The following is a 21,902-nucleotide window of genomic DNA, read 5'->3' as shown; positions in this document are numbered from 1 at the left end:
TTGTTATTTTTCTCCGGGAACATTTCGCCCTGTCATGGCATTTAACAGGCGGTAAAGTCATTCAGAGAACGTACAGGAAGTGTTCAGGGACTGCCTGTCCTGGACACAGAGCATCGTCAGAGCAGAGGGGTTGAATAACTCACATGAACGAAAACTCCGGGTTCGGTTCCAGCGCGAACACCCCATCTTCTTCGAATAATCCTTACGCAGGACTCGGTGCCCAGCATCCTCAGCAACCGGTCTCTGCTCCCACCTACAGTCAGTGGGAACAGGACGCAGGCCCGGTGGAGCCAATTCCATCGACGATCGCTCCTGCTCCTAAAGAAAAGCGGAAGGTGGGGCTTGGAGCTGCCCTTGCGTTGATGCTTGTGGCGTCGGTAGGCACTGGCGTTGTGACCGCAGTGGCTCTCAATGAGACGGGCTCGACGGGCACGGTGTACAACTCACTGGAACAAGCTCCAGCGAAGCGCGAAGGGGCCGCGCAGCCGGGTTCCGTGGAAGAGGTTGCGAACCGTGTGCTTCCTGCTGTGGTCTCGATTCAGGTTTCAGCACGCAATGGGTCTGGGGAGGGCTCTGGGTCGATCATTTCGTCCGATGGGTTGGTGCTGACGAACAACCACGTGGTTGAGGACGCTTCTTCAGGAGGTCTCATCGAGGTTTCTCTCAACGACGGCTCCGTCCACCCCGCCGATCTCATTGCTCGTGACGGCAGTACCGACATCGCTGTGATCAAGATTCGCGACGTTAGCGGGCTTCCGACATTGAAATTTGGTAATTCCAACGATGTTGCCGTCGGCCAAGAGGTGGTGGCTGTCGGGTCACCGTTGGGGCTGTCGGCTACCGTGACATCGGGAATTGTCTCCGCGCTCAACCGGCCGGTGCGTGCGTCAGGTGGCAACGGAGGAGAAAGCTCGCTTATCGACGCCATTCAGACCGACGCCGCGATCAACCCCGGTAACTCCGGTGGCCCACTCGTCGACATGCAAGGAAACCTGGTGGGGATGAACTCGGTGATCGCAACCTTGAGTGAAGGGCCGGGCGCTAAGTCAGGTTCGATTGGCCTTGGATTCGCTATCCCAGCAAACCAAGCCAAGCGGATTGCTGATCAGCTGGTGAAGACCGGTGAAGTCAAGCAACCGATGATTGGTGTCAAGGTGTCGCAAAACTCGAAGTACCGCGGTGCACTGGTCGCTGGTGTTGAACCAGATGGTCCGGCCGCTAAGGCGGGCATTGTGCAAGGCGACCTCATCACTAAGGTGAACGATCGAACGATCGATACTGCCGATGCACTGATCGCTGCAGTTCGTTCGCGTGAATTTGGCGAGACAATCACTCTGCAGGTGTCCGAACCGGATTCGCGGCAGACCCGCGAAGTCAAGCTGACGCTGCCACAGGAGTAACGGTTTTCGCCATACCGGTATCTTTTCCGCTGCACTAGGTCTATTCTTCCTAGTAAGAAGTAGCTCACACCTTTTGAAAGACATGGAGAAAATGCCAAGCTCGATACCTTCCAGCGAGTTCCACGATGACCTGCGCGAGCGCGACATGATCCTCGAGTCAGGGCGAGATTCGGCTCTGCTCGATGGCCTTGCTGAGCCCGACCCAGAATTCCTCATCGCGACTGAAAACGAGGAACTGCGGGCCCGTGCAACGAGGCGTGCTCTGGTGGTCCTCGTGTCAGATCACACCCTATCGACGGGGTCGGATGCTGACCGCCTCATCACGGAGCTGCTTGCCGAAGACGGCTTCACCGTCGATGCCGTGGTTGGGGTCAAGGCGAAAAAATCTGCGATTCGCAAAGCCATCGAAACCGCGGTCGTCGGGGGAGTGGACTTGGTCCTCACTGTCGGCGGTGTGGGAGTAGGGCCACGCGATAAGACACCCGACGCCACTCGCGCGGTATTAGACCAGCTGCTTCCGGGAATTTCGCAGGCACTGCGCGACTCCGGCCTGGCATGTGGCGCCATTGATGCGGGAACGTCCCGCGGAATCGCGGGTGTCTCCGGTTCCACGGTGGTAGTGAATTTGGCGGCATCTCGCGCCGCAGTCCGAGACGGTATGGCGACCCTGGGGCCACTCGTCCACTTTGTGATCGACCAGCTGCAGACGGCGTCCGTTGAGTAACATGAGTGACCGACCACGCCAAAGGCGACGAGCCGTACGCCCTTCGGATGCACCCGAAATAGACCGCTCTTGGGACAGCCCCGCTGGAAGCGCGATGTTCCAGGAACCCGCGGACGTCACAGACCCGCGCCACAGCGATGACTTTGTAGTCATCTTGGATGACAACGATGACGAAGAGTCTGAATCCGGGGAATTCGATGAGGACTTCTGGAAGGAACAGCGCCCGCCCCACTTCTGACATAGCAAAAGACCCCTTCGCAGGGGTCTTTCGTCGGTTCAGAAGTGAAATTTAGCGTACGGATGGGATCTTTCGCGCTATACACATCCCATCCGTACGCTAAATCCTGTGGGTTAAACGTTGCGAGCCTTGAGCAGGTCGCGGATTTCCTCGAGCAGCTCCGCTTCGACGGAAGCTGGGGTTTCTTCGTCCTCCTTAACACCCTTGCGTGCTGCCTGGATTTCCTTGAGCTTGTTCATTGGAGCAACCAGGATGAAGTAGACAACGGCTGCGATGATCAGGAAGTTCAGGGCTGCGGTGATGACGGCACCGAAGTCAACGAAGGTGGCTGGGTTGCCAGCGATGACGTGGAAGCCGAGGCCGCCAACCTCAGCGCCACCGACGGCTGCGATCAGTGGGTTGATGAGGTTGTTGGTGAAAGCGGTTACAATTGCGGTGAAGGCGCTACCGATAACGACGGCGACCGCGAGGTCGACGACGTTGCCGCGCATCAGAAAGTCTTTGAAGCCCTTAAGCATGAAATGTGCTCCTAGTTTTTGTTAGATGGAGTGGAGTTAACTTCTCGGACAACACCTTAGCGAACAGTTCTATGTTTATGTCAGCAAAAGCCACACAAAGTAATGTTAGATTGTCGTTAAAACGACATGCTTGGTGAGCTAAGTTACGGTTTTAAGACAATTGTTATCGGTAGGCGGAGCGATGCCGCTGCAACATGTTGTGCTTCCTCCGTGTTCAAAGCGAGGAGTACGGTGCCCGGATCGGTACTGTCTGTTGCTTTCGCGGTGCCGAACACTACTGTGGCACCCTCGGCGATGACCATAGGAGAACTTTGTTCTTGCCCAGCACTAACCACCGATACCCGTGCGCCAGGAACTGCAAGTTGAGCCGCGGCGGGATCGGCGAGCGTAATAGGAACCATCGCGGAGGCAGTGGAGCCTAGAGCTGTGGCCAGTTCAGGGCCGAGCATGTCCTTTTCCTGCAGGAAATCCCCCGGCTGTAGCGGTCTGGCTATGACTTTCCCTACCGCGTCAGCGGGGGAGAGTACCGGGGAAGTAAGCCCTAGAGGCTGCTGGAAGGTACGAACCGTGAGGTCAGCTTCGGTGATGATCGCACCTGGGGTGAGTGTTGAGTTAGCAACTACATACTGGTGCGAGTCTCGTAGCTGTTCGGAGATCGCCAAAACCAACCCAAACATAAGCAAAACGGCGGCAAGGAGACGTCTGATAAACATGGAGCGCCGCCAACTCGGGTGACGCAGCGATAACGGGATGCGGGAAATAAAAGAGTCCATATTAAGTTAGACTCGCCAACCTGGCTAAAAGGTTCCGTCGGTGACCAAAGTTTTTTCGGGGGTGATGATGACGTCGGTGGGGGCGTCGTGTGGCTCCCGCGGAACATGGGGCAGCAGCTCGTGGGAAAACACCAGGGCTGCGGTCACTGGTTGTGCCACGACGTCTAATGCTCGGTCGTAGTATCCGCCGCCTTTCCCGAGGCGATATCCGGCAGAGTCGATCGCTAAGGCGGGTACAAAAATTACGTCTACCTGCTTCAATGGTGAACCTGGGAGTGGGGTGCCGACGGGTTCGGAGATACCAAAGGCACCTTTTCGGAACGTGGTGTGCGGGGTGACTTCATGCCACGACATGGAAAAGTCCTCATGCGCCACTGGGATAATCACAGACACCCCAATCGACAACAGAAACGAAACCAAATCTTCCCCGCCCGGTTCTGTCCGAGTCGGCATGTATGCTGCGACTGACGTGTAGCCGTGCTGGGTGAGAAACTCTGCTATGCGGGAGTGGAGGGCAGCATTAAAGGATGCCAGGGAGTCCGGAGTGAGCGAGCGACGGACGTCGAAAAGCCTGCGACGTAGCTCGGTTTTTTCCGTGGCGATTGTCATACCCGCCACACTAGCGGAATGTTTGGCCGGGTTGCTCCCGGATAACAGTGCGGTGCCAGGTATCCTTTGGGGTTATGAACCATCCGATCCATGAGCACAAGCATGCAGTAAAGACGGTGATTGTCCCTGCAGCGGGTATGGGCACCCGTTTCCTTCCTGCCACCAAAACCGTTCCTAAAGAGCTGCTGCCAGTGGTGGATACTCCGGGCATCGAGATGATTGCGGAGGAAGCCGCAAACCTGGGTGCTTCGAAGCTCGCGATCATTACTGCCCCGAAGAAACAGGGAGTGCTCGCTCATTTCGATCCATATCCTGAGCTCGAGGAAACCCTCAGCGAGCGCGGGAAGGAAGAACAGTTGGCAAAGGTGCGTCGCGCGCCGGAGCTGATCAACGCCGTTGCTGTAGAACAGGAGCGTCCGCTGGGCTTGGGCCATGCTGTGGGCCTGGCCGAGTCTGTGCTGGATGACGATGAAGACGTCCTCGCCGTCATGCTTCCCGACGACCTGGTGCTGCCCATGGGTGCGATGGAAAAAATGGCCGAGGTGCGTGCCAAGTTCGGTGGCAGCGTGCTGTGCGCGGTGGAAGTTCCCCGCGAAGAGGTCTCCAACTACGGCGTGTTTGATATCGAGGATTCCGACACCGACTGCGTGAAAAAGGTGCGCGGGATGGTGGAGAAGCCGGACGCCGATGACGCGCCGTCGAACTTCGTTGCCACGGGACGCTACCTGCTGGATCGCGCAATTTTCGACGCACTCCGCAAGATCACCCCAGGCAAGGGCGGTGAACTGCAGCTTACCGACGCCATCGAGCTCCTCATCGAGGCCGGCCACCCCGTGCATATTTTGGTACACCAGGGCACCCGCCATGACCTAGGCAACCCAGGTGGTTACATCCGTGCTTGCGTAGATTTCGGACTGAAGCATCCGGTCTACGGCAAGGGGTTGAAGCGCTACATTACGGAACTTCTCCAAGAGAGTTAGCCTCTTTCGTCCGAAAGGAACCCACGCGCGTGCGCTCAGTAGAACAGCAATTGGCCATGGTCACCGACTCGGTGATCACACCTAGCCCTGTCCGCATCGCTATCGCAGAAGCCTTGGGGCTTATGTGCGCGGAAGAGGTGCAAGCTACCCGCGCGTTGCCCGGTTTCCCGCAGGCTGCGATCGATGGCTACGCTGTTCGCGCCGTGGACGTGGGAGGGGCCAGGGCCCTGAAAGGACGCGTTGTTGACGGTGACCAGCCACAGCCCGTGGCAGTCAATGAGAAATCGCTGCCCGTCGTCGGCGAGGTAGCCGCTGGGTCCCAGCGCCCGTTACGTTTGCAGCCGAAGCAAGCCGTCCGGGTGCACACCGGTGCACCATTGCCGACGCTTGCCGACGCCGTCCTCCCTCTCGAATGGTCCGACCGGGGCACCAAACGCGTAATCGCACACCGCCCCGTCAAGTCTGGTGAGTTCGTCCGTCGCGTCGGCGATGATATTCAGCCGGGTGACGTCGCTGTCACCCCGGGCTCCATCCTCGGGGCGGCACACATCGGCCTGCTGGCAGCTGTGGGGCGTAACAAGGTGCTGGTGTATCCGCGACCACGAGTTTCGATTCTTTCCATCGGTGCCGAACTCGTCGATATTGACCGCGATCCGGGGCTCGGCCAGGTCTACGATGTGAACTCCTACGCACTGGCAGCTGCTGCTCGGGAGGCTGGCGCAGAAGTGCACCGTGTGGGTGTCGCGGCGGGGGAGCCCCGCCGCCTCCGCGAGATCATCGAGGGACAGCTGATGCGCAGCGAGATGCTCGTCATCTCCGGTGCTGTTGGCGGGGCGGCCTCCAAACGGGCCCGCGACCTGCTGAAAGAACTGGGAGAGGTGGACATTAGCCGCGTGGCGATGCACCCAGGTTCTGTGCAAGGATTCGGACTACTCGGCGATGCTCGTATCCCCACATTCCTGCTCCCCAGCAACCCAGTGTCTGCGCTGGTGAGCTTCGAGATTTTTGTTCGTCCGAGTATCCGGGCGGCATTGGGGAAGAATTCCACGCGACGCCGTCACGTGCGTTCCCGCGCACTTGGCCCCATCGCGTCCAAGGAAGGCCGTCGTGGCTATGTGCGCGCCCGGTTGATGCGCGATGCGGACACCCAGGACTACCTGGTCGAAGGGCTCAGTGGCGCTACCGGCGCCCCTGCGCATCTGCTCGCAGGCATGTCCGAAGCTAATGCGTTGATTAGGATTCCGGAACCAGTGGGCGAAGTCCGCCCGGGCGATGTCGTAGACGTGCTTTTCCTCGGCCAAGGTAGCTGATGGTCGCGCAAGTTTTTGGTTTACCACGCATAAAGCAGTGGGGGCCGCAGGCTCCGCGGCACCGTATCCACCCCGGTTGGCCAGAACTCACCGAAGCGGTGCACCTAGCCGATGGCGCGCGGGTTCAGCTTCGCCCCTTGGTTAAGAAAGACCAGAACCGGTGGCGTGAGCTGCGCGTAGCCAACCAAGAATTTCTGGAGCCGGTAGAGCCGACCGTGGTCGGAACTTCGGAAGAAGCGCACGGCCCCGCGGCCTGGTCAGCAATGTTTGACCACCTGCGGTTAGCGGCTTCCAGCGGGACGATCATTCCGCTCGTGATCGAACTCGACGGCATGTTCGCAGGGCAGCTCACCTTGGGCAACATCCAACATGGGATCGTTTCCGACTGCTGGATTGGATACTGGGTCGATGCTGCAGTGACGGGGCGCGGCGTAGCCAAAACCGCTGTGGCGCTGGGAACCGATCTCGCTTTTACCCGGGTGGGCCTGCACCGCGTCACCGCAACGTATTTGCCGAGCAATCCGGCGTCGGGAAAAGTGCTCGCCGATAACGGGTACCGAGAAGAAGGGGTGCTACGACGCAACCTGCACGTCAACGGCGCATGGCAAGATCACATCCTGATGGCGCTAGTGGCAGATGATTATGAGAAAAATGCCGTCGATAGGCTGCGTAGCGTTGGGGTGCTTCGTTAGCTACTTTTTATCCAGCGGCGCGGCGTGGCACTCGGAGCGGCGTGCCTGGGATGGATAACGTTTTGGGGTATAGCTCGACAAGTTGACCCCTAGTGAAAGGCAAAGGTGCTCCCGCGTGTCCGGAACTCTTCCCATCGTTCTGATCGTGGTGGTATGGCTGTTTGTGCTGGCCCCGATTGCCTTGCGTGGCCGGAAGCCGATTCGCCACACTAATGAGGCGTTCGAAGAAACCCGCGTCATTCACTCAGGGGGCGACGAGGTCTCCCTGCAGCGCCGGAAACCGCGCTTGTCCTCGAAAGATGTCCATGCGTCCGACCTGGACGACGAAGACATGGAGCTGGTTGAGGTTGATGACGTGCTCATCGATGACGAGGATGAACGAACCGGTCACCTCAGCGATCGCATCGGCCAGGCCTTCGGACGTTTCGGCCGAAACAAAACCGCCGAACGTGTGGACAACATGGACGTTGTTGAGGGCTCCGTCGTGGCCGAGCTGCCAGCCCCAGAGCCTGCAGAATCTGAGCTGGAAGAGGACAGCTACGACGAGGACTACCTCGATGACGAGGGCGAGTACTACGACTATGACGAGGCCTACCTCTCCCCAGCGGACTACCTGCACGACGATGCTACCTACGAGCCTGTCGACGAGCTGGAGTCTGCGAACTACGACGTAGAAGACGGTGGCAACGACGAGGAACTGAGCGAAGCCGACCTGGAATTCGCAGCTAAACGACGCGGCCGTGGCGGATACGATCCAGAAGCAGACGCCCTGGCCACCGCCAACCGCTTCCAGCGTCGGCAGCGGACCCTCATTGGTCTGGTCAGCGTGTTGGTGCTCAGCGTCATCGTGTCGGCTGTCGTCGGTGGCTGGGTCTGGATCGCTCCGGCCGTCGTCCTGGCGCTCACCGCGTTTTACCTCTATGTGCTGCGGCAGCAGGTGCAGCAGGAACATCAGCTGCGTGCCCGCCGGATTCGGCATATGCGCCGGGCTCGCCTGGGGGTTCGCTCCGCGGAAGGCGTGGAACTGGGGCTTCCGCCTCGGTTGCGTCGCCCGGGTGCAGTAGTGCTGGAACTGGATGATGAAAGCCCAGATTTCGCCTACCTTCCAGAAACCACCGCGCATTTCGCGCCAGAGCAGGATCACGATTCTACCCCTGAGCCACGCCGGGTGAGCTAATCCCAGCGCACCCTTCGCATTAATCTATTGACCATGGATAAACCGGTAGTTCGTGATCTCACCCTGTTGCTGTTGCGCGCAGTGTTAGGGTTTGTGTTTATTGCCCATGGGTGGGATAAATTCTTCATTACCGGCATGGTGGAAACCACAGGCCAGTTCAGCGCCTTCGGGATTCCCCAGCCGAAGCTGTCCGCATATCTGGTGGGGAGTGTGGAGTTAGTCGGGGGAGCGCTGCTGGTGATCGGCCTATTGACTACCCTCGTTGCCGGCGCCTTGGCGTTGCTGGTTGCTGCGGCGCTGTATTTCGTGCACCTTGAAAATGGAATTTTTGTGAGCAGCAACGGTATTGAGTACACAGCGGTGTTGGTGGTGGCATTGCTGGTTATTGTCGTGTTTGGTTCTGGCCGTGCGAGCATCGATGGGGCGTTGTCCTGATGTTAACGTGCGACCAGGTGCGGGCTGCGCTCTCCGCGCGCGTTGATGGCGAGGACAGCCCCTTCGATGACGACATTGTCGACGCTCACCTGTCCGGTTGCCCGGATTGCCAAGCATATTACGAACGCATCACAGCGCTGAACCGCATGATGGCGTTCCAAGATGCATCCGACATAGAGACAGAAACCCCGCCAGATCTCACGGCAATGATCCTGGCCGGTGTGGAACCAGTGCGGCGCAAGCAAGCCACCCGATTCGCGCTTGCCGAGGCCATAGCTCGGGTACTGCTGGTGGTGTTCGGACTCATCTACGTGGCTTGGGCCGTCATGCTGCTCACCAACGTCGCGGCGCTGCCCGTCAGTGGGCTTCCCGCCGGCACGCTGATCGCGACGGATGACCCGCTCCTAGCCGGGCTGCTTTTCGACGCTGCCGCCTTCCGCATGGCCATGGCTTTTGGTCTCTTTTTCGCCGCGTGGCGGCTGCAATCCGCCGCGGGGTTGTTCCCGGTCTTCGGGGCGCTCTTCACCTTCTCCTTGGGCTTCGGGGTGCGCGACCTCGTTCTGGGGTTCGCCACGGCTGGTGATGTGTGGGGGATTGCGTTGATGTTTGCCACAGCGGTGCTGGTGCTGCTCGCGTGGCTGACAACGCTGCGAACAGGGACAGTGGACCGGATGGTCCGATCCGTCACGGCCACACCGCAAACTGATCTGTAAGAAGTATTACTTCCAGCTGCGCAGCCACATCATGGAATGGAAGTGATCATCAGTGATCTGAATGCCATAGAAAATGGGGCTGAAGTATACGAAGGATATGACGACGAGAGCCAGATAACCAAGCACGACGGCTTTGCCGAGCTGTAGTGGGGTGTGCCGTCCGGGAACCTGCACCAGGGTGGTGGAGTTGGCAATGAGCCCCAGGGTAAGCGCGATCATCACGATGGTAAACGGCACCAATGGGATGGCGTAGAAGAAGTACATCTGGCGGTCATACGCCAGGATCCAGGGAATGAACCCGGCCGCGAACCCGACCAGTGGCACCACGAACCGGCGATCCTTCCTCACGATCAAGCACCAAATCGCCCACAGCACCACTGGGACAGTAAGCCACCAAATCGTCGGGATGCCGAAGAGGTAGATCATGCGTCGGCAAGCTGCATCGCCCGAGCACGTCAGGCCGGTTTGGGAGTAGTACAGCACGGGGCGCGCCGCCACCAGCCACGACCACGGCTTAGAATCCCACGGATGGGAATGACCGCCAGAGCTGGTCAGTGAGGCGTGAAACTTCAACACTGTGTCGTGGTAGTAGCACCAGTTAGCCAGTGCGTCGGGCAGGTTGAAATACCATTTGTCCTCTGAAAACGTCCCGATTTCTTTTGCATGCCGGTACACGGAAGTCTCGTTGGCAAACCACGCGCGCCAGGACCACGCATAGAGCGCTATCGGAAGCAGGACAATGCTAGCGAAGGAAGGAATGCTATCGCGCCACACAGCCCCGAGAAATGGGCGTTTGATGCGGTATTGGTGCCGCACCCAGTAATCCAGCAGCACCGTCATGACACCAAAAAATGCCATGTAATACAGGCCCGACCACTTGACGGATAACGCCAGCCCCAGGGCCACTCCTGCGGCAAAGCGCCACCAGCGGAACCCGCACCGAGGGCCCAGATCGCTCTGGTGAACCAGACCCGCTAGGTACGCGCGATAAAAGCGTTCCCGTAGCTGCTGGTGGTCGCGAATCAAGCAGTAGGCCGCCAGCACCACGAATAGGGTGAGGAAAATATCGAGCATCCCGAAGCGCCCCGCCACCAGAAGCACACCATCGCTCAGGGCGAGAAGGCCCGCCCAGGCGGCGACTGTCGGCGAGTGGCTTAAGCGACGCGCGATCGCGACGATGAGCAGTACCGTCAGGGTGGAAAACAGTGCCGTCATCACCCGCCAGCCGAGCGGGGTGTACCCAAAGAGCTGCTCGCCAATGGCGATGATCTGCTTTGCCAGTGGCGGGTGTACCACCAAACCGTAGGCAGGGTTTGACTCGATGCCCCCGAGGATCGGATTAGTGGAGGAAGTGACAATATCCCAGGCTTGGGGCACATAGTGCTTCTCATCGAACACCGGTGTGCCCTGGTCAGTGGCCCCCGACAGCCCAATGAATCGAGAAATCGCAGCGAGCACGCCAATGACACCAAAGACCACAGCGTCCACGGTGGACAGCTGAATGCGTCTCGGCTCCGCAACCGGCAACTTCGGCGGGGGAGCAGCGATGTTAGGTGTAGCAGCGATGTGGGTCACGGATTCATATTAAGTAATAGTCACGAAGTTTGTGCAATGCTTAACAGTTATGGAACCACTTGGAGACCTGCCCCGCGGCATCATCATCGCAGCCACGCCCTTAGGAAATCCGTATGACGCCTCGCCTCGACTGCGACATGCCCTCGAGCACGCTGATGTGATCGCTGCGGAGGACACCCGGCGCACCCGCAACCTCGCCGCGGCGCTCGGGGTGGAGATCCGTGGCCAAGTAGTGTCCAACTTTGACCACAACGAGCAAGGCCGAGTCACGCAGCTCATCGACGCCGCTCGCCACGGATCCGTGCTCGTTGTCACCGACGCTGGCATGCCCTCCGTCTCCGATCCCGGTTTCCCGCTCGTCGAGGCCGCTCACGATGCCGACGTCGCCGTGACCTGCTTCCCCGGCCCTTCTGCTGTCCCCACCGCGTTGGCGTTGTCAGGTCTGCCCGTCGGACGGTTCGCCTTCGACGGCTTCGCCCCGCGTAAACATGGCGCGCGCCGCGCCTGGCTCGAATCCCTCAAAGCAGAGCAGCGCGCCGTGTGCTTTTTCGAATCCCCGCATCGCATCGCTGACACGCTTGCCGACGCCGCGGAGGTGCTCGGTGGCTCGCGTCGGGCGGCGGTGTGCCGGGAGCTGACGAAGATGTTTGAAGAAGTGCGCCGCGGGACACTTCCAGAGCTTGCGAAGTGGGCTGCCGATGGTGTGAAAGGGGAGATTTCGGTCGTTATTGAGGGCGCTTCCGACGTCGTGGTGGATTTGGAAGCTGTGGTTGCTGTGGCTATCGAACGGGTACACGCGGGGGAGCGAGTGAAGGCGGTGGCTGCCGATTTAGCCGCTAGCTATGGCGTGTCGAAGAAAGAGATCTACGACGCAGTAGTGTCGCAGAAAACCGGAAAAAGTTAACGCTGTTAGCTAATTGTTGTAGTTATGTAATAATTACCCCGTGCTTATCCGCTTTGACCAGTGGCATTGCATGTCACGAAAGGGTAACAATGCGGTGTAGGCGGGGTCGCTTCCTGTGTTTTGGTGGCGTATCAGCTTGAGATTGCCCCAGTGACACGCTGAAGCTGGAAGTCATGACCCTTGACGAAAATGAAGACGTTAAAGTCGTCGAACATTCTGAGCCTGTCGCACAGGAAGCCTCAGCCACGGCCGTTCTCGCGGAGATGATTGACCGTGGCGATAACTATGACGAGTCCGTGTTGGATCGCAACATTGACTACGCCTTTGAGGATGAATCTGCAGGCATTAACTGGCCAGTGACCATCGTGGCGGCTGTCTTTGCTGTCCTTGCCATCGCTTGGGGCTTGCTGTTCCCAGACAACCTTGCTGAGTTTGCTTCCACGGGCCTGAGCTTTGTGGTGACCAACTTTGGCTGGGCGTTTGTTCTGTTCGGAACGATTTTTGTCGCATTCGTTGTCGCCATCGCGCTGTCGAAGTTCGGCAATATCAAACTCGGTAGAGACGACGAAGCTCCCGAATTCTCCACCCCGTCCTGGATTGCGATGATGTTCGCCGCAGGTATGGGTATCGGCCTGATGTTCTTCGGTGTGACCGAGCCATTGACCTTCTACCGCAACGGCGTGCCGGGACACGAGAAGCATGAAGTGGGCACCGCTTTTGCCACTACGCTCTTCCACTGGACGTTGCACCCGTGGGCGCTTTACGCCGTCGTGGGGCTGTCTCTGGCGTACGCCACCTTCCGGATGGGGCACAAGCAGCTGCTGAGCTCCGCGTTCATTCCACTGATTGGCAAGCATGGTGCTGAGGGGCCCATCGGTAAGATCATCGACATCTTGGCCATTATTGCCACCTTGTTTGGTACCGCATGTTCCCTCGGTATCGGTGCTACTCAGATCGCTGCAGGGCTGTCCGCCAGCGGGTTCGTGAAAGACCCGAGCGATAAAACGGTGGTCACCATCGTCCTCATCCTGACCCTGGCCTTCCTGATTTCTGCCATGTCTGGCGTCGGCCGCGGAATTCAATATCTGTCCAATACGAACATGGTGTTGGCCGTTTTGCTCGCGATCTTTGTCTTCGTGTTCGGCCCAACGGTAGCCATTCTCAACCTCATCCCGGGCAGCATTGGCAACTACCTGTCTAGCTTCTTTGAGATGGCGGCGCGCACTGGTGAAACCGCTGATGGTACCGCAGGGAAATGGCTCAGTAGCTGGACAATCTTCTACTGGGTGTGGTGGATGTCCTGGAGCCCATTCGTGGGCATGTTCATCGCACGTATCTCCCGCGGACGCACTATCCGCGAGTTCGTGATTGGTGTGCTGCTCATCCCTTCCGCCGTCACCGTCGTGTGGTTCGCAATCTTCGGTGGCGCAGCCGTGACCTTCGAGCGTGCGGGCCAATCGGTGTGGGGCGAAGGCGACTCGAAGCGTCAGCTCTTCGATCTGCTGCACCAGCTGCCAGGCGGTCAAATCGCAGGCGCTGTGGCAATGATTTTGCTGGCAGTGTTCTTCATCACCTCCGCTGACTCTGCATCTACCGTGATGGGCTCAATGAGCCAGAACGGCCGCCTGGAGGCACGACCATGGATCACTGGCGTGTGGGGCGTGTTGACTGCAGTCATCGGCCTGACCATGCTGCTGGCAGGTGGCGAAGACTCGCTCAGCAACCTGCAGAGCATCACTATCGTGGTCGCTAGCCCATTCCTCATTGTTCTCGTCGCTTTGATGTTCGCGGTGGTGAAAGGCCTATCCGAGGATCCGCTGTACCTCGAGGCGAAGGCACACGCCAAGTTCCAGCGACGCCTTGCCCGCGAGCACCGGATCCACGCCGAGATGGAACGACGCAAACGGCAACGCCTGCAAAACAAGAAGGCAATCAAAGGACGTCGTTAAGGCTGTGCGCCCCTAAATACAGCATTCCGCCAGGAGCTTAGTAAGGTAGTGAGCATGACAAAGTCTGTGCTCGTAGCTGTTGCCTGGCCGTATGCCAACGGACCCCGTCACATCGGACATGTGGCGGGTTTCGGTGTTCCTTCTGACGTTTTCGCCCGCTTCCAGCGAATGCGTGGCGCAGACGTGCTGATGATCTCAGGCACGGACGAACACGGCACTCCGCTGCTAGTGCAAGCGGAAAAGGAAGGCGTGACTGTCCAAGAGCTCGCGGACCGCTACAACCGGCAGATCGTGGAGGACCTGGCGGGGCTTGGACTGACCTACGACCTTTTTACGCGTACCACCACCCGCAACCACTACGCCGTCGTACAGGAGCTATTCCGGGGCCTGCACGATAACGGCTACATGATTAAGCAGGTCACGATGGGCGCCATCAGTCCTTCCACCGGTCGCACCCTGCCGGACCGCTACATCGAGGGCACCTGCCCGATCTGTGGCGCGAGTGGTGCCCGTGGCGACCAGTGCGATAACTGCGGCAACCAGCTGGATCCAGCCGACCTTATCGATCCGGTATCCAAAATCAACGGCGAAACCCCGCAGTTTGTGGAGACCGAACACTTCCTGCTCGACCTCCCTGCGCTGGCTGGCGCACTGGAGAAATGGTTGAAGGGGCGCAAGGACTGGCGCCCGAATGTGCTCAAGTTCTCCCTGAACTTGTTGGAAGACCTGCGTCCGCGCGCCATGTCCCGCGACATCGACTGGGGCGTGCCGATCCCACTGGACGGCTGGCAGGACAACAACGCCAAGAAGCTGTACGTGTGGTTCGACGCTGTCGTCGGCTACCTGTCTGCCTCCATCGAATGGGCACACCGCGTGGGCCGTCCCGAGGCGTGGCGCGACTGGTGGACCTCTGAAAGCGCACAGTCCTACTACTTCATGGGCAAGGACAACATCACGTTCCACTCCCAGATCTGGCCAGCCGAGTTGCTCGGCTACCGAGGCCTGGGCACCCGTGAAGGCACCGCAGGCTCCCTTGGTGAGCTGCAGCTTCCCACCGAGGTCGTCTCCTCCGAGTACCTCACCATGTCCGGCTCCAAGTTCTCCTCTTCCAAAGGCGTGGTCATTTACGTCAAGGACTTCCTTCGCGAATTTGGTCCGGATCCGCTGCGCTACTTCATCGCTGTTGCCGGCCCAGAAAACAACGACACCGACTTCACCTGGGACGAGTTCGTCCGCCGCGTGAACAACGAGCTCGCAAACGGCTGGGGCAACCTGGTCAACCGCACCGTCTCCATGGCACATAAGAACTTCGGTGAAGTGCCAACGCCAGGCTCGCTTACCGACGCTGACCAGCGAATCCTTGATCTCGCCGCGAACGCCTTTGACGTCGTCGGGGAGGCCTTGGAGAAGAACAAGTTCAAGGTAGGTATCACCCACGCTATGCACGTGGTGGGTGAGGCCAACGCTTACATCGCGGAAATGGAGCCGTGGAAGCTGGCGAAGGACGAATCCCAGCGGGAGCGCCTGGCCACGGTGTTGCACACCGCCCTACAGGTCGTGTCCGATTGCAACACGCTGCTCACCCCGTACCTGCCACACATTGCGCAGGCAGTACACGAAACCCTTGGACGCGAAGGGGTGTGGGCGGCGACGCCATCGATTGTCGAAGTTCAGGATGATATGCCGGTAAACCCAGTTGGTGTGAATCTGCCGGCCGAGGGGAAGACTTACCCGGTCATCATGGGTGATTACGGTAATCAACAGGCTGTGTGGCAGCGCGTACCCGTCGAGCCGGGCACGGCGCTGGCGAAGCCCAAGCCACTGATTGCGAAGCTGGATCCTGAGCTAGGGGAGACCGGCCCCGAGTGGGCGCCAGTGGTGCAGTAGCAGCTTTTACCAGCTCCACTGGCTCCGAGGCATAAAACCCGGGAAGCATTTCCCGGATCTCGGAGGAAAAACAGAGAAAAAGCATATCTGAAGCCACTAAACTGGCCGAAACCCGGGAAATGCTTCCCGGGTTTTCGCGTTATAGGGACGAGAGCAGCAGACTGTGGGCGATGGAAAGTACGGCTAGGATGGGGAGCCGTGTCTAAGAAGAAACCTCGACCGAAGCCTGAACCTGCCGACTTTCTCCCTGGCCTAGTGGATGCGCACACGCACCTCGCGTCGTGTGGCGCCACCACCGAAGAGGAAGTGAGGGAGCTTGTTGACCGCGCTGTTGCTGCCGGTGTCGATAAAATCTGCACCGTTGGAGATGGCATCAAAGAAGCCGAGCTCGCCCTGGAGGCGGCCCGGAACCATGAACGGGTGTATGCGGCCTGTGCGATCCATCCGACCCGTGCGTTAGAGCTGAATGACGTCGTCAAGCAGCAGCTCACCGACATGGCTGCTGACCCGCGGTGCGTCGCGATTGGCGAGACCGGCCTGGACACCTACTGGATCGATAAATCCGATACCTGCGCGCCGCTCGATGCGCAAGAGGAAGCGCTGCGCTGGCACATTGACCTTGCTGTGTCTTCAGGAAAGGCGCTGATGATCCACAACCGTGAGGCTGATCAGGAGTTGCTTCGCGTGCTAGAGGATGCACCCGCACCAAAAGAGACCATCCTGCATTGTTTTTCCTCGCCACTTGACGTTGCGAAAGAGGCGCTGGAGCGCGGGTACGTGTTGAGTTTCGCCGGAAACCTCACTTTTAAGCGCAACGACGAACTGCGTGAGGTTGCGCGACTGGCACCGCAGGGGCAGTTCCTCATAGAAACTGACGCTCCTTATATGACTCCGGAGCCGTACCGTGGTGGCCGCAATGAGCCAGCGTTCGTCGGCCACACCGCGTTGTGCCTTGCTGAGGCTCGCGGGGAGGATCCGCGCGATGTGGTAGCTGCGGTTAATGTGACCTTTGATCGGGTCTACGGGCTGGATTATTAGCAACATCACAGGTTTTTAAATCGCGAGGTCGCGTGTTAATTGAGTTGTGAATTGTTATATTTCGAGCTGAACTAACACTCGCGTGATTTAAGAAGCAACGAAAAAGTGCTGGACTTCAGCGGGTTGTTACCGTACCGTGACAAAGAATGGGGCCGGATTGTTATTCTTCGTCCGGTCGCGCACTGTAAGTCCTTCAAGCGAATGTGAGTGATTGACACCGTGGGTGTACATCAAAAGTCCCGGATCAACCGCCTGAACTCGGCTCATTCTGTCCCGCTGCGTATCGCGACCGGCGGCATGCTGGCGACCCTGCTCGTCGGTGGTGTCTCAGCCGTGGGGATGAAAAAGGACATCGTTTTGGATGTCAATGGCGAGGAAATCACTCTCACGACCTTCTCTAACGACGTCGCTGGGGCTCTGGAGCAGGCTGGCGTCAGCGTGCAAGCCCAGGATGTGGTAGCGCCCAGCCCGACCACAATGTTGAACGATGGCGAGCGGATTACCGTCCGCTCCGCTAAGCAGGTGGCCGTGGTGATCGACGGGAAGCCGGTGAAGGTGACTTCCACCGCGCTGACCGTCGAAGAGCTCATGGCCGAAGTCGGTGGGGTCAAGGCAGCGGACAAAATCTCTGTCCCCGCAGATCAGAAGATCCCGCTCGACGGATTCACCGTGGACGTGGTGACGCCAAAGATTGTGAAGCTGGACAACGCCGGTAAAGTCACCTACACGCAGATCGCTGCGGACACCATCGCCGACGTCCTCAAGGCGCAGGGCATCGCAGTCGATGGCGATGACAAAGTATTCCCAGCTCTGGACACCCGTGTCACCAACGACACTGAGATCAGCGTGACTAAGGTTGACCTCGATGAGGTCTCCGCGGTGGAGGAGTTCGAAGCAGAACCTACCTACGTTGATGACCCCGAGTTGGAGCAGGGTAAGGAAGAAGAGCTCACCCCAGCTGTGCCAGGTAAGCGGGATGTGACTAAGCAGATCCGCAAGGAAAACGGTGCCGTGGTGGGCGAGACCGTGGTGAAGGAGAAGGAGCTCGCGCCAGCCACCCCTGCCACCATCAAGCGAGGCACCAAGGAAAAACCAGCCGTCCCTGCTGTGGCTGAAGGATCTGTTTGGGACGCACTCGCACAATGTGAAGCCACCGGTAACTGGTCGATCAACACTGGTAACGGCTTCTCCGGCGGTTTGCAGTTCACCCCTTCCACCTGGCTCGGGTTCGGCGGTGGCGAATACGCGCCGGCCGCATACCTGGCTACCCGAGAGCAGCAAATTGCTGTGGCTCAAAAGGTTCAGGCAGCCCAAGGCTGGGGCGCTTGGCCGGCATGTACCGCGAAGCTGGGACTTCGATAGCACCTGCGGTAGATTCTTAAAGCATGGAATCACGCGCTTTGGCTCAGCTGTTAGGTCCGGTGGAAATTCGGCAACTTGCTGAAAAACTCGATGTCACCCCGACCAAGAAGCTGGGCCAGAATTTTGTGCACGATCCCAACACGGTTCGGATGATTGTCGCCGCTGCGGATGTCAGCGAGCACGACCACGTGGTGGAGGTAGGCCCGGGCTTGGGCTCGCTCACTCTCGCACTCCTTGACACCGTCAAAGATGTGACCGCGGTGGAGATCGATCCACGCCTGGCCGGGGAGCTGCCGCACACCGTGGCGTGGCGAGCCCCCGATTATGCGGACAACCTGCGGATCATTCTGAAAGATGCGCTCCAGGTCAGTACTGGAGATTTCGAGGCTGCGGGTGCACCGATGCCGACGGCGCTGGTCGCAAACCTGCCCTACAACGTTTCTGTTCCCGTGCTACTGCACCTGCTCGCCGAATTTCCGTCCATCACCCGCGTGTTGGTGATGGTGCAGGCCGAGGTGGCGGACAGGTTAGCTGCGACCCCTGGATCAAAGATTTACGGTGTGCCGAGTGTGAAGGCCGCGTTCTACGGTGAGGTTCGCCGCGCAGGATCCATCGGTAGAAATGTGTTCTGGCCTGCGCCGAAGATCGAGTCCGGTTTGGTGCGCATCGATCGTTTCGCAGCGGGCGATGAGCCGTGGCCCCTCAATGATGAGACTCGCGCGAAAGTGTTTCCGCTGATCGACGCCGCGTTTGCGCAACGCCGCAAGACCCTCCGGGCGGCGCTGAGCGGTCACTTCGGAGGTGGTGCGCAGGCCGAGGCAGCGCTGGTCGCGGCGGGTATCGCTCCCAGCGAACGCGGCGAGAAACTAGGCGTCGCGGACTTCGTTCGGCTTGCCGGAGTCACCCAATGATCACCGCCTACGCACACTCGAAAGTCAACCTGTACTTAGGTGTCGGCGATGCCCGCGAGGACGGGTACCACGAGCTGGAAACGGTGTTTCAGTCGCTGTCGCTCAAGGACCGCCTGGAGATCACCCCAGTGGCTGGGGATCCAGGCACCGTGCAGTCGTTCAACGTTACGGGCTTAGGAGCGGCATCGGTGCCGACCACTCCGGATAATTTGGTGTGGCGGGCTATCGACCTGATGGCGACCCGCGCACAGCTCCCGGCCGTCGACGTGCACCTGCACAAGGGGATCCCTACCGCCGGTGGGATGGCTGGCGGATCGGCGGACGCGGCGGCGGCCCTGCGCGCAATGAACACATATGCCGGCCTTGAGGAGGCCGAACTGCTGGACATTGCTGCACAGCTCGGCTCCGACGTTCCGTTCACCCTGCTCGGCGGCACAATGCTAGGGACGGGCCGTGGGGAGAACCTGGTGCCGGTGCTCTCACGGGGTAGCTACCATTGGGCGCTTGCCTTCAATAGCGCTGGCTTATCGACGCCGAAGGTGTTTCACACCCTGGACGCCATGCGGGATGCGAAACCCGACATGCCCCGCGCTACTGGCAGTAATGAGTTGGCCGCGGCACTGCTCACGGGCGACCCAAAGCAGGTAGCACCCCACCTGGCTAACGATCTGCAGGCGCCGGCGCTGTCACTCATGCCTGCGCTACGCAAAACTATTCACTCAGGTGAACAGGCCGGAGCTCTGCGCGGAATCGTGTCAGGCTCTGGGCCCACTGTGGCTTTCTTGTGCGAGTCAGCGGAACACGCCGCCGAAGTAGCGGACTATGTGCTGGATGCTGGGGTGGCCACCGCGACCACAGTGGCCCAGGGGCCCGCTGCCGGCGCACACGTGGACTAGAATGACCTCTTACCATGGCAAACCTGATCAATCTTGAAAATGTCACCAAGTCCTTCGGACTGAAAACCCTCCTCGATGGCGTCTCGCTCGGGATCCAGACCGGGGACCGCATCGGCGTTGTGGGCCTCAACGGTGGCGGCAAAACGACACTGCTAGAAGTCCTCACCGGGATTGAACCGCCGGATGAGGGGCGCGTGTCGCACAATTCGCAACTGAGGATGGCCGTCGTTACGCAGCGTGCAGAGCTCGACCCGGCAGCGACGGTAGGGCAGGTGGTCCTGCAGCCCCTCGGTCTGCAGACCTTCGAGTGGGCGTCGAACCCGAAGGTGCGTGAGGTGCTGGGTGGCCTGGGGATTGCTGACCTGGGGCTCGATACGCCGGTAGGGGAGCTCTCGGGTGGGGAGCGCCGTCGCACGAATCTGGCGGCTGCGCTGGTGCAGGATCTTGACCTGATCGTGCTCGACGAGCCCACCAACCACCTCGACGTGGAAGGCGTCCAATGGCTCGCCTCCTACTTGCTCAAGACCAAGATGGCCATCGTGGTGGTTACCCACGACCGCTGGTTCCTTGACACTGTCGCCACTCGCACGTGGGAAGTCCACGACGGCGTTGTCGACACCTACGAAGGTGGCTACAACGATTGGACCTTCGCCCGCGCCGAACGCGCTCGTCAAGCCGACGCCATCGAGCAGCGTCGCCAAAACCTGGCCCGCAAGGAACTGGCGTGGCTGCGCCGCGGCGCACCCGCCCGCACCTCCAAACCGCGCTACCGCATCGAAGCAGCCGAAGCTCTCATCGCAGACGTGCCGGCCCCACGTGACAGCGTTGAGCTGATGGCCTTTTCCAAGAAACGCCAGGGCAAGGTCGTCATCGAGCTAGAGGACGCTACAGTATCCACCCTGGACGGCCGCGTGCTGGTGGAAGACCTTACGTGGCGACTCGCGCCGGGCGAACGCATCGGCCTCGTCGGCGTCAACGGGTCCGGCAAAACCACCCTGCTGCGCACGCTGGCGGGCGAGCACCCGCTCACCACCGGACGTCGCATTGAGGGCAAGACCGTCGCACTGGGGTGGCTACGTCAGGAACTCGATGACTTGGATCCATCCCTGCGGCTGCTCGACGCCGTCGAGCAGGTAGCGACGTACGTGCAATTCGGCAAGAAGGAACTGTCTGCCTCCCAGCTGGCAGAACGACTCGGGTTCTCCGCGAAGCGCCAGCGCACCCCAGTGGGAGACCTCTCCGGTGGCGAGCGCCGCCGCCTGCAGCTCACCCGCGTGCTTATGGCTGAGCCGAATGTGCTGCTGCTGGACGAGCCCACCAATGACCTGGACATCGATACGCTGCAAGAGCTGGAGTCCCTGCTGGACTCCTGGCCCGGCACCCTGGTGGTCATTTCTCACGATCGTTACCTGATCGAGCGTATTTGTGATTCCACCTGGGCGTTGTTTGGCGACGGGAAACTCACCAACCTGCCCGGTGGCATCGAAGAGTACCTATCGCGCCGATCCGCCCTGGCAGCATCCCAAGGCGGGGTGATTGACCTGGGGGAGAAGACTGATACGGTTCGCGAAGAACCCAAGGTAGACGCGGCGACGCACCGGCGCATCGTCAAAGAGATGAACACCCTGGAACGCAAGATGGATAAACTTCGTGCGTCCGTAGCCACCGTAAATGACAAGATGGCAGCAGCTGCGGAAGCCGTGGATACCGAAGCTCTGACCAACCTCAACACTGAGTTCACAGAGTTGAACTCCCAGCTGGAGGAGCTGGAAATGCAGTGGATGGAGCTCGGCGAAGAGCTGGAATAGCCG

20 protein-coding genes and 1 pseudogene are annotated in these 21,902 nt (G+C 59.7%); 17 read left to right on the top strand and 4 right to left on the bottom strand.

Annotation, left to right across the window (positions count from 1 at the left end):
- The first annotated feature begins 143 nt into the window (after positions 1 to 143).
- The 3 genes from HW450_RS03355 (at position 144) to HW450_RS03345 (ending at position 2,362) form a co-directional block, all read left to right on the top strand.
- Complete coding sequence (locus HW450_RS03355; RefSeq protein ID WP_182386604.1) at positions 144 to 1,400, top strand: S1C family serine protease; 1,257 nt, start codon at positions 144 to 146, stop codon at positions 1,398 to 1,400.
- A 145-nt stretch (positions 1,401 to 1,545) separates the two neighbouring features.
- On the top strand, positions 1,546 to 2,124 hold the full coding sequence (locus tag HW450_RS03350; protein ID WP_182387317.1) for a MogA/MoaB family molybdenum cofactor biosynthesis protein: 579 nt from the start codon (positions 1,546 to 1,548) through the stop codon (positions 2,122 to 2,124).
- 94 nt (positions 2,125 to 2,218) lie between these two features.
- On the top strand, positions 2,219 to 2,362 hold the full coding sequence (locus HW450_RS03345; RefSeq protein WP_182386603.1) for a hypothetical protein: 144 nt from the start codon (positions 2,219 to 2,221) through the stop codon (positions 2,360 to 2,362).
- Positions 2,363 to 2,475: 113 nt separating this feature from the next.
- On the opposite strand, the gene mscL is transcribed toward HW450_RS03345, so the two are convergent.
- The 3 genes from mscL to HW450_RS03330 form a co-directional block, all read right to left on the bottom strand.
- Positions 2,476 to 2,880: a large conductance mechanosensitive channel protein MscL gene (gene mscL, locus HW450_RS03340; RefSeq protein WP_182386602.1), complete on the bottom strand. Its 405-nt coding sequence runs from the start codon at positions 2,878 to 2,880 to the stop codon at positions 2,476 to 2,478.
- 143 nt (positions 2,881 to 3,023) lie between these two features.
- Positions 3,024 to 3,653, bottom strand: a complete 630-nt coding sequence (locus HW450_RS03335) for an SAF domain-containing protein (RefSeq protein ID WP_182386601.1) — start codon at positions 3,651 to 3,653, stop codon at positions 3,024 to 3,026.
- A 24-nt stretch (positions 3,654 to 3,677) separates the two neighbouring features.
- Positions 3,678 to 4,262, bottom strand: coding sequence for a 5-formyltetrahydrofolate cyclo-ligase (locus HW450_RS03330; RefSeq protein WP_182386600.1), 585 nt, complete (start codon positions 4,260 to 4,262; stop codon positions 3,678 to 3,680).
- A 74-nt stretch (positions 4,263 to 4,336) separates the two neighbouring features.
- Between HW450_RS03330 and HW450_RS03325 the strand changes: the two genes are divergently transcribed.
- The 6 genes from HW450_RS03325 (at position 4,337) to HW450_RS03300 (ending at position 9,569) form a co-directional block, all read left to right on the top strand.
- Positions 4,337 to 5,242 carry a UTP--glucose-1-phosphate uridylyltransferase gene (locus tag HW450_RS03325; RefSeq protein WP_182386599.1) on the top strand — a complete coding sequence of 302 codons (906 nt, stop codon included), beginning with the start codon at positions 4,337 to 4,339 and terminating at the stop codon, positions 5,240 to 5,242.
- Positions 5,243 to 5,271: 29 nt separating this feature from the next.
- Entirely contained in the window at positions 5,272 to 6,552 is a 1,281-nt protein-coding gene (gene glp, locus HW450_RS03320) for a molybdotransferase-like divisome protein Glp (RefSeq protein WP_182386598.1), read from the top strand.
- On the top strand, positions 6,552 to 7,244 hold the full coding sequence (locus tag HW450_RS03315; RefSeq protein ID WP_182386597.1) for a GNAT family N-acetyltransferase: 693 nt from the start codon (positions 6,552 to 6,554) through the stop codon (positions 7,242 to 7,244). The genes glp and HW450_RS03315 overlap by 1 nt, the downstream gene beginning before the upstream one ends.
- 115 nt (positions 7,245 to 7,359) lie before the next feature.
- Positions 7,360 to 8,421, top strand: coding sequence for a divisome protein SepX/GlpR (gene sepX, locus HW450_RS03310; RefSeq protein WP_182386596.1), 1,062 nt, complete (start codon positions 7,360 to 7,362; stop codon positions 8,419 to 8,421).
- Positions 8,422 to 8,454: 33 nt separating this feature from the next.
- A complete protein-coding gene (locus HW450_RS03305) occupies positions 8,455 to 8,856 on the top strand; it encodes a DoxX family protein (protein WP_182386595.1) in 402 nt (133 codons plus the stop codon).
- Positions 8,856 to 9,569 carry a zf-HC2 domain-containing protein gene (locus HW450_RS03300; protein ID WP_182386594.1) on the top strand — a complete coding sequence of 238 codons (714 nt, stop codon included), beginning with the start codon at positions 8,856 to 8,858 and terminating at the stop codon, positions 9,567 to 9,569. Before HW450_RS03305 ends, HW450_RS03300 begins: the two co-directional genes overlap by 1 nt.
- Positions 9,570 to 9,575: 6 nt before the next feature.
- Here the strand turns inward: HW450_RS03300 and HW450_RS03295 are convergent, their stop codons facing one another.
- A complete protein-coding gene (locus HW450_RS03295; RefSeq protein ID WP_407926294.1) occupies positions 9,576 to 11,135 on the bottom strand; it encodes a dolichyl-phosphate-mannose--protein mannosyltransferase in 1,560 nt (519 codons plus the stop codon).
- Between the two features lie 58 nt (positions 11,136 to 11,193).
- Between HW450_RS03295 and rsmI the strand changes: the two genes are divergently transcribed.
- The 8 genes and pseudogenes from rsmI to HW450_RS03255 all read left to right on the top strand — a co-directional run bounded on the left by rsmI (position 11,194) and on the right by HW450_RS03255 (position 21,899).
- Positions 11,194 to 12,048, top strand: a complete 855-nt coding sequence (rsmI, locus tag HW450_RS03290) for a 16S rRNA (cytidine(1402)-2'-O)-methyltransferase (RefSeq protein ID WP_182386592.1) — start codon at positions 11,194 to 11,196, stop codon at positions 12,046 to 12,048.
- Positions 12,049 to 12,221: 173 nt separating this feature from the next.
- The gene (locus tag HW450_RS03285; protein ID WP_182386591.1) at positions 12,222 to 13,997 is read left to right on the top strand and encodes a BCCT family transporter; all 1,776 of its coding nucleotides are present in this window, start codon (positions 12,222 to 12,224) and stop codon (positions 13,995 to 13,997) included.
- Between the two features lie 33 nt (positions 13,998 to 14,030).
- Positions 14,031 to 15,884, top strand: a pseudogene (metG, locus tag HW450_RS03280) (methionine--tRNA ligase); the annotation flags it as partial.
- 198 nt (positions 15,885 to 16,082) lie between these two features.
- Entirely contained in the window at positions 16,083 to 16,922 is an 840-nt protein-coding gene (locus HW450_RS03275; RefSeq protein WP_182386589.1) for a TatD family hydrolase, read from the top strand.
- 219 nt (positions 16,923 to 17,141) lie between these two features.
- A complete protein-coding gene (locus HW450_RS03270; RefSeq protein ID WP_232843363.1) occupies positions 17,142 to 18,284 on the top strand; it encodes a resuscitation-promoting factor in 1,143 nt (380 codons plus the stop codon).
- A gap of 23 nt (positions 18,285 to 18,307) precedes the next feature.
- Positions 18,308 to 19,195: a 16S rRNA (adenine(1518)-N(6)/adenine(1519)-N(6))-dimethyltransferase RsmA gene (gene rsmA / locus HW450_RS03265; protein ID WP_182386588.1), complete on the top strand. Its 888-nt coding sequence runs from the start codon at positions 18,308 to 18,310 to the stop codon at positions 19,193 to 19,195.
- The gene (locus tag HW450_RS03260; protein WP_182386587.1) at positions 19,192 to 20,091 is read left to right on the top strand and encodes a 4-(cytidine 5'-diphospho)-2-C-methyl-D-erythritol kinase; all 900 of its coding nucleotides are present in this window, start codon (positions 19,192 to 19,194) and stop codon (positions 20,089 to 20,091) included. The genes rsmA and HW450_RS03260 overlap by 4 nt, the downstream gene beginning before the upstream one ends.
- 14 nt (positions 20,092 to 20,105) lie before the next feature.
- Positions 20,106 to 21,899, top strand: coding sequence for an ABC-F family ATP-binding cassette domain-containing protein (locus tag HW450_RS03255; RefSeq protein WP_182386586.1), 1,794 nt, complete (start codon positions 20,106 to 20,108; stop codon positions 21,897 to 21,899).
- Positions 21,900 to 21,902 lie beyond the last annotated feature (3 nt).

The organism is Corynebacterium hindlerae (assembly GCF_014117265.1).
GTDB classification, from domain to species: domain Bacteria; phylum Actinomycetota; class Actinomycetes; order Mycobacteriales; family Mycobacteriaceae; genus Corynebacterium; species Corynebacterium hindlerae.
The sequence above is the reverse complement of the archived record's forward strand: the minus strand, read 5'-3'. Positions and strand labels throughout refer to the sequence as shown.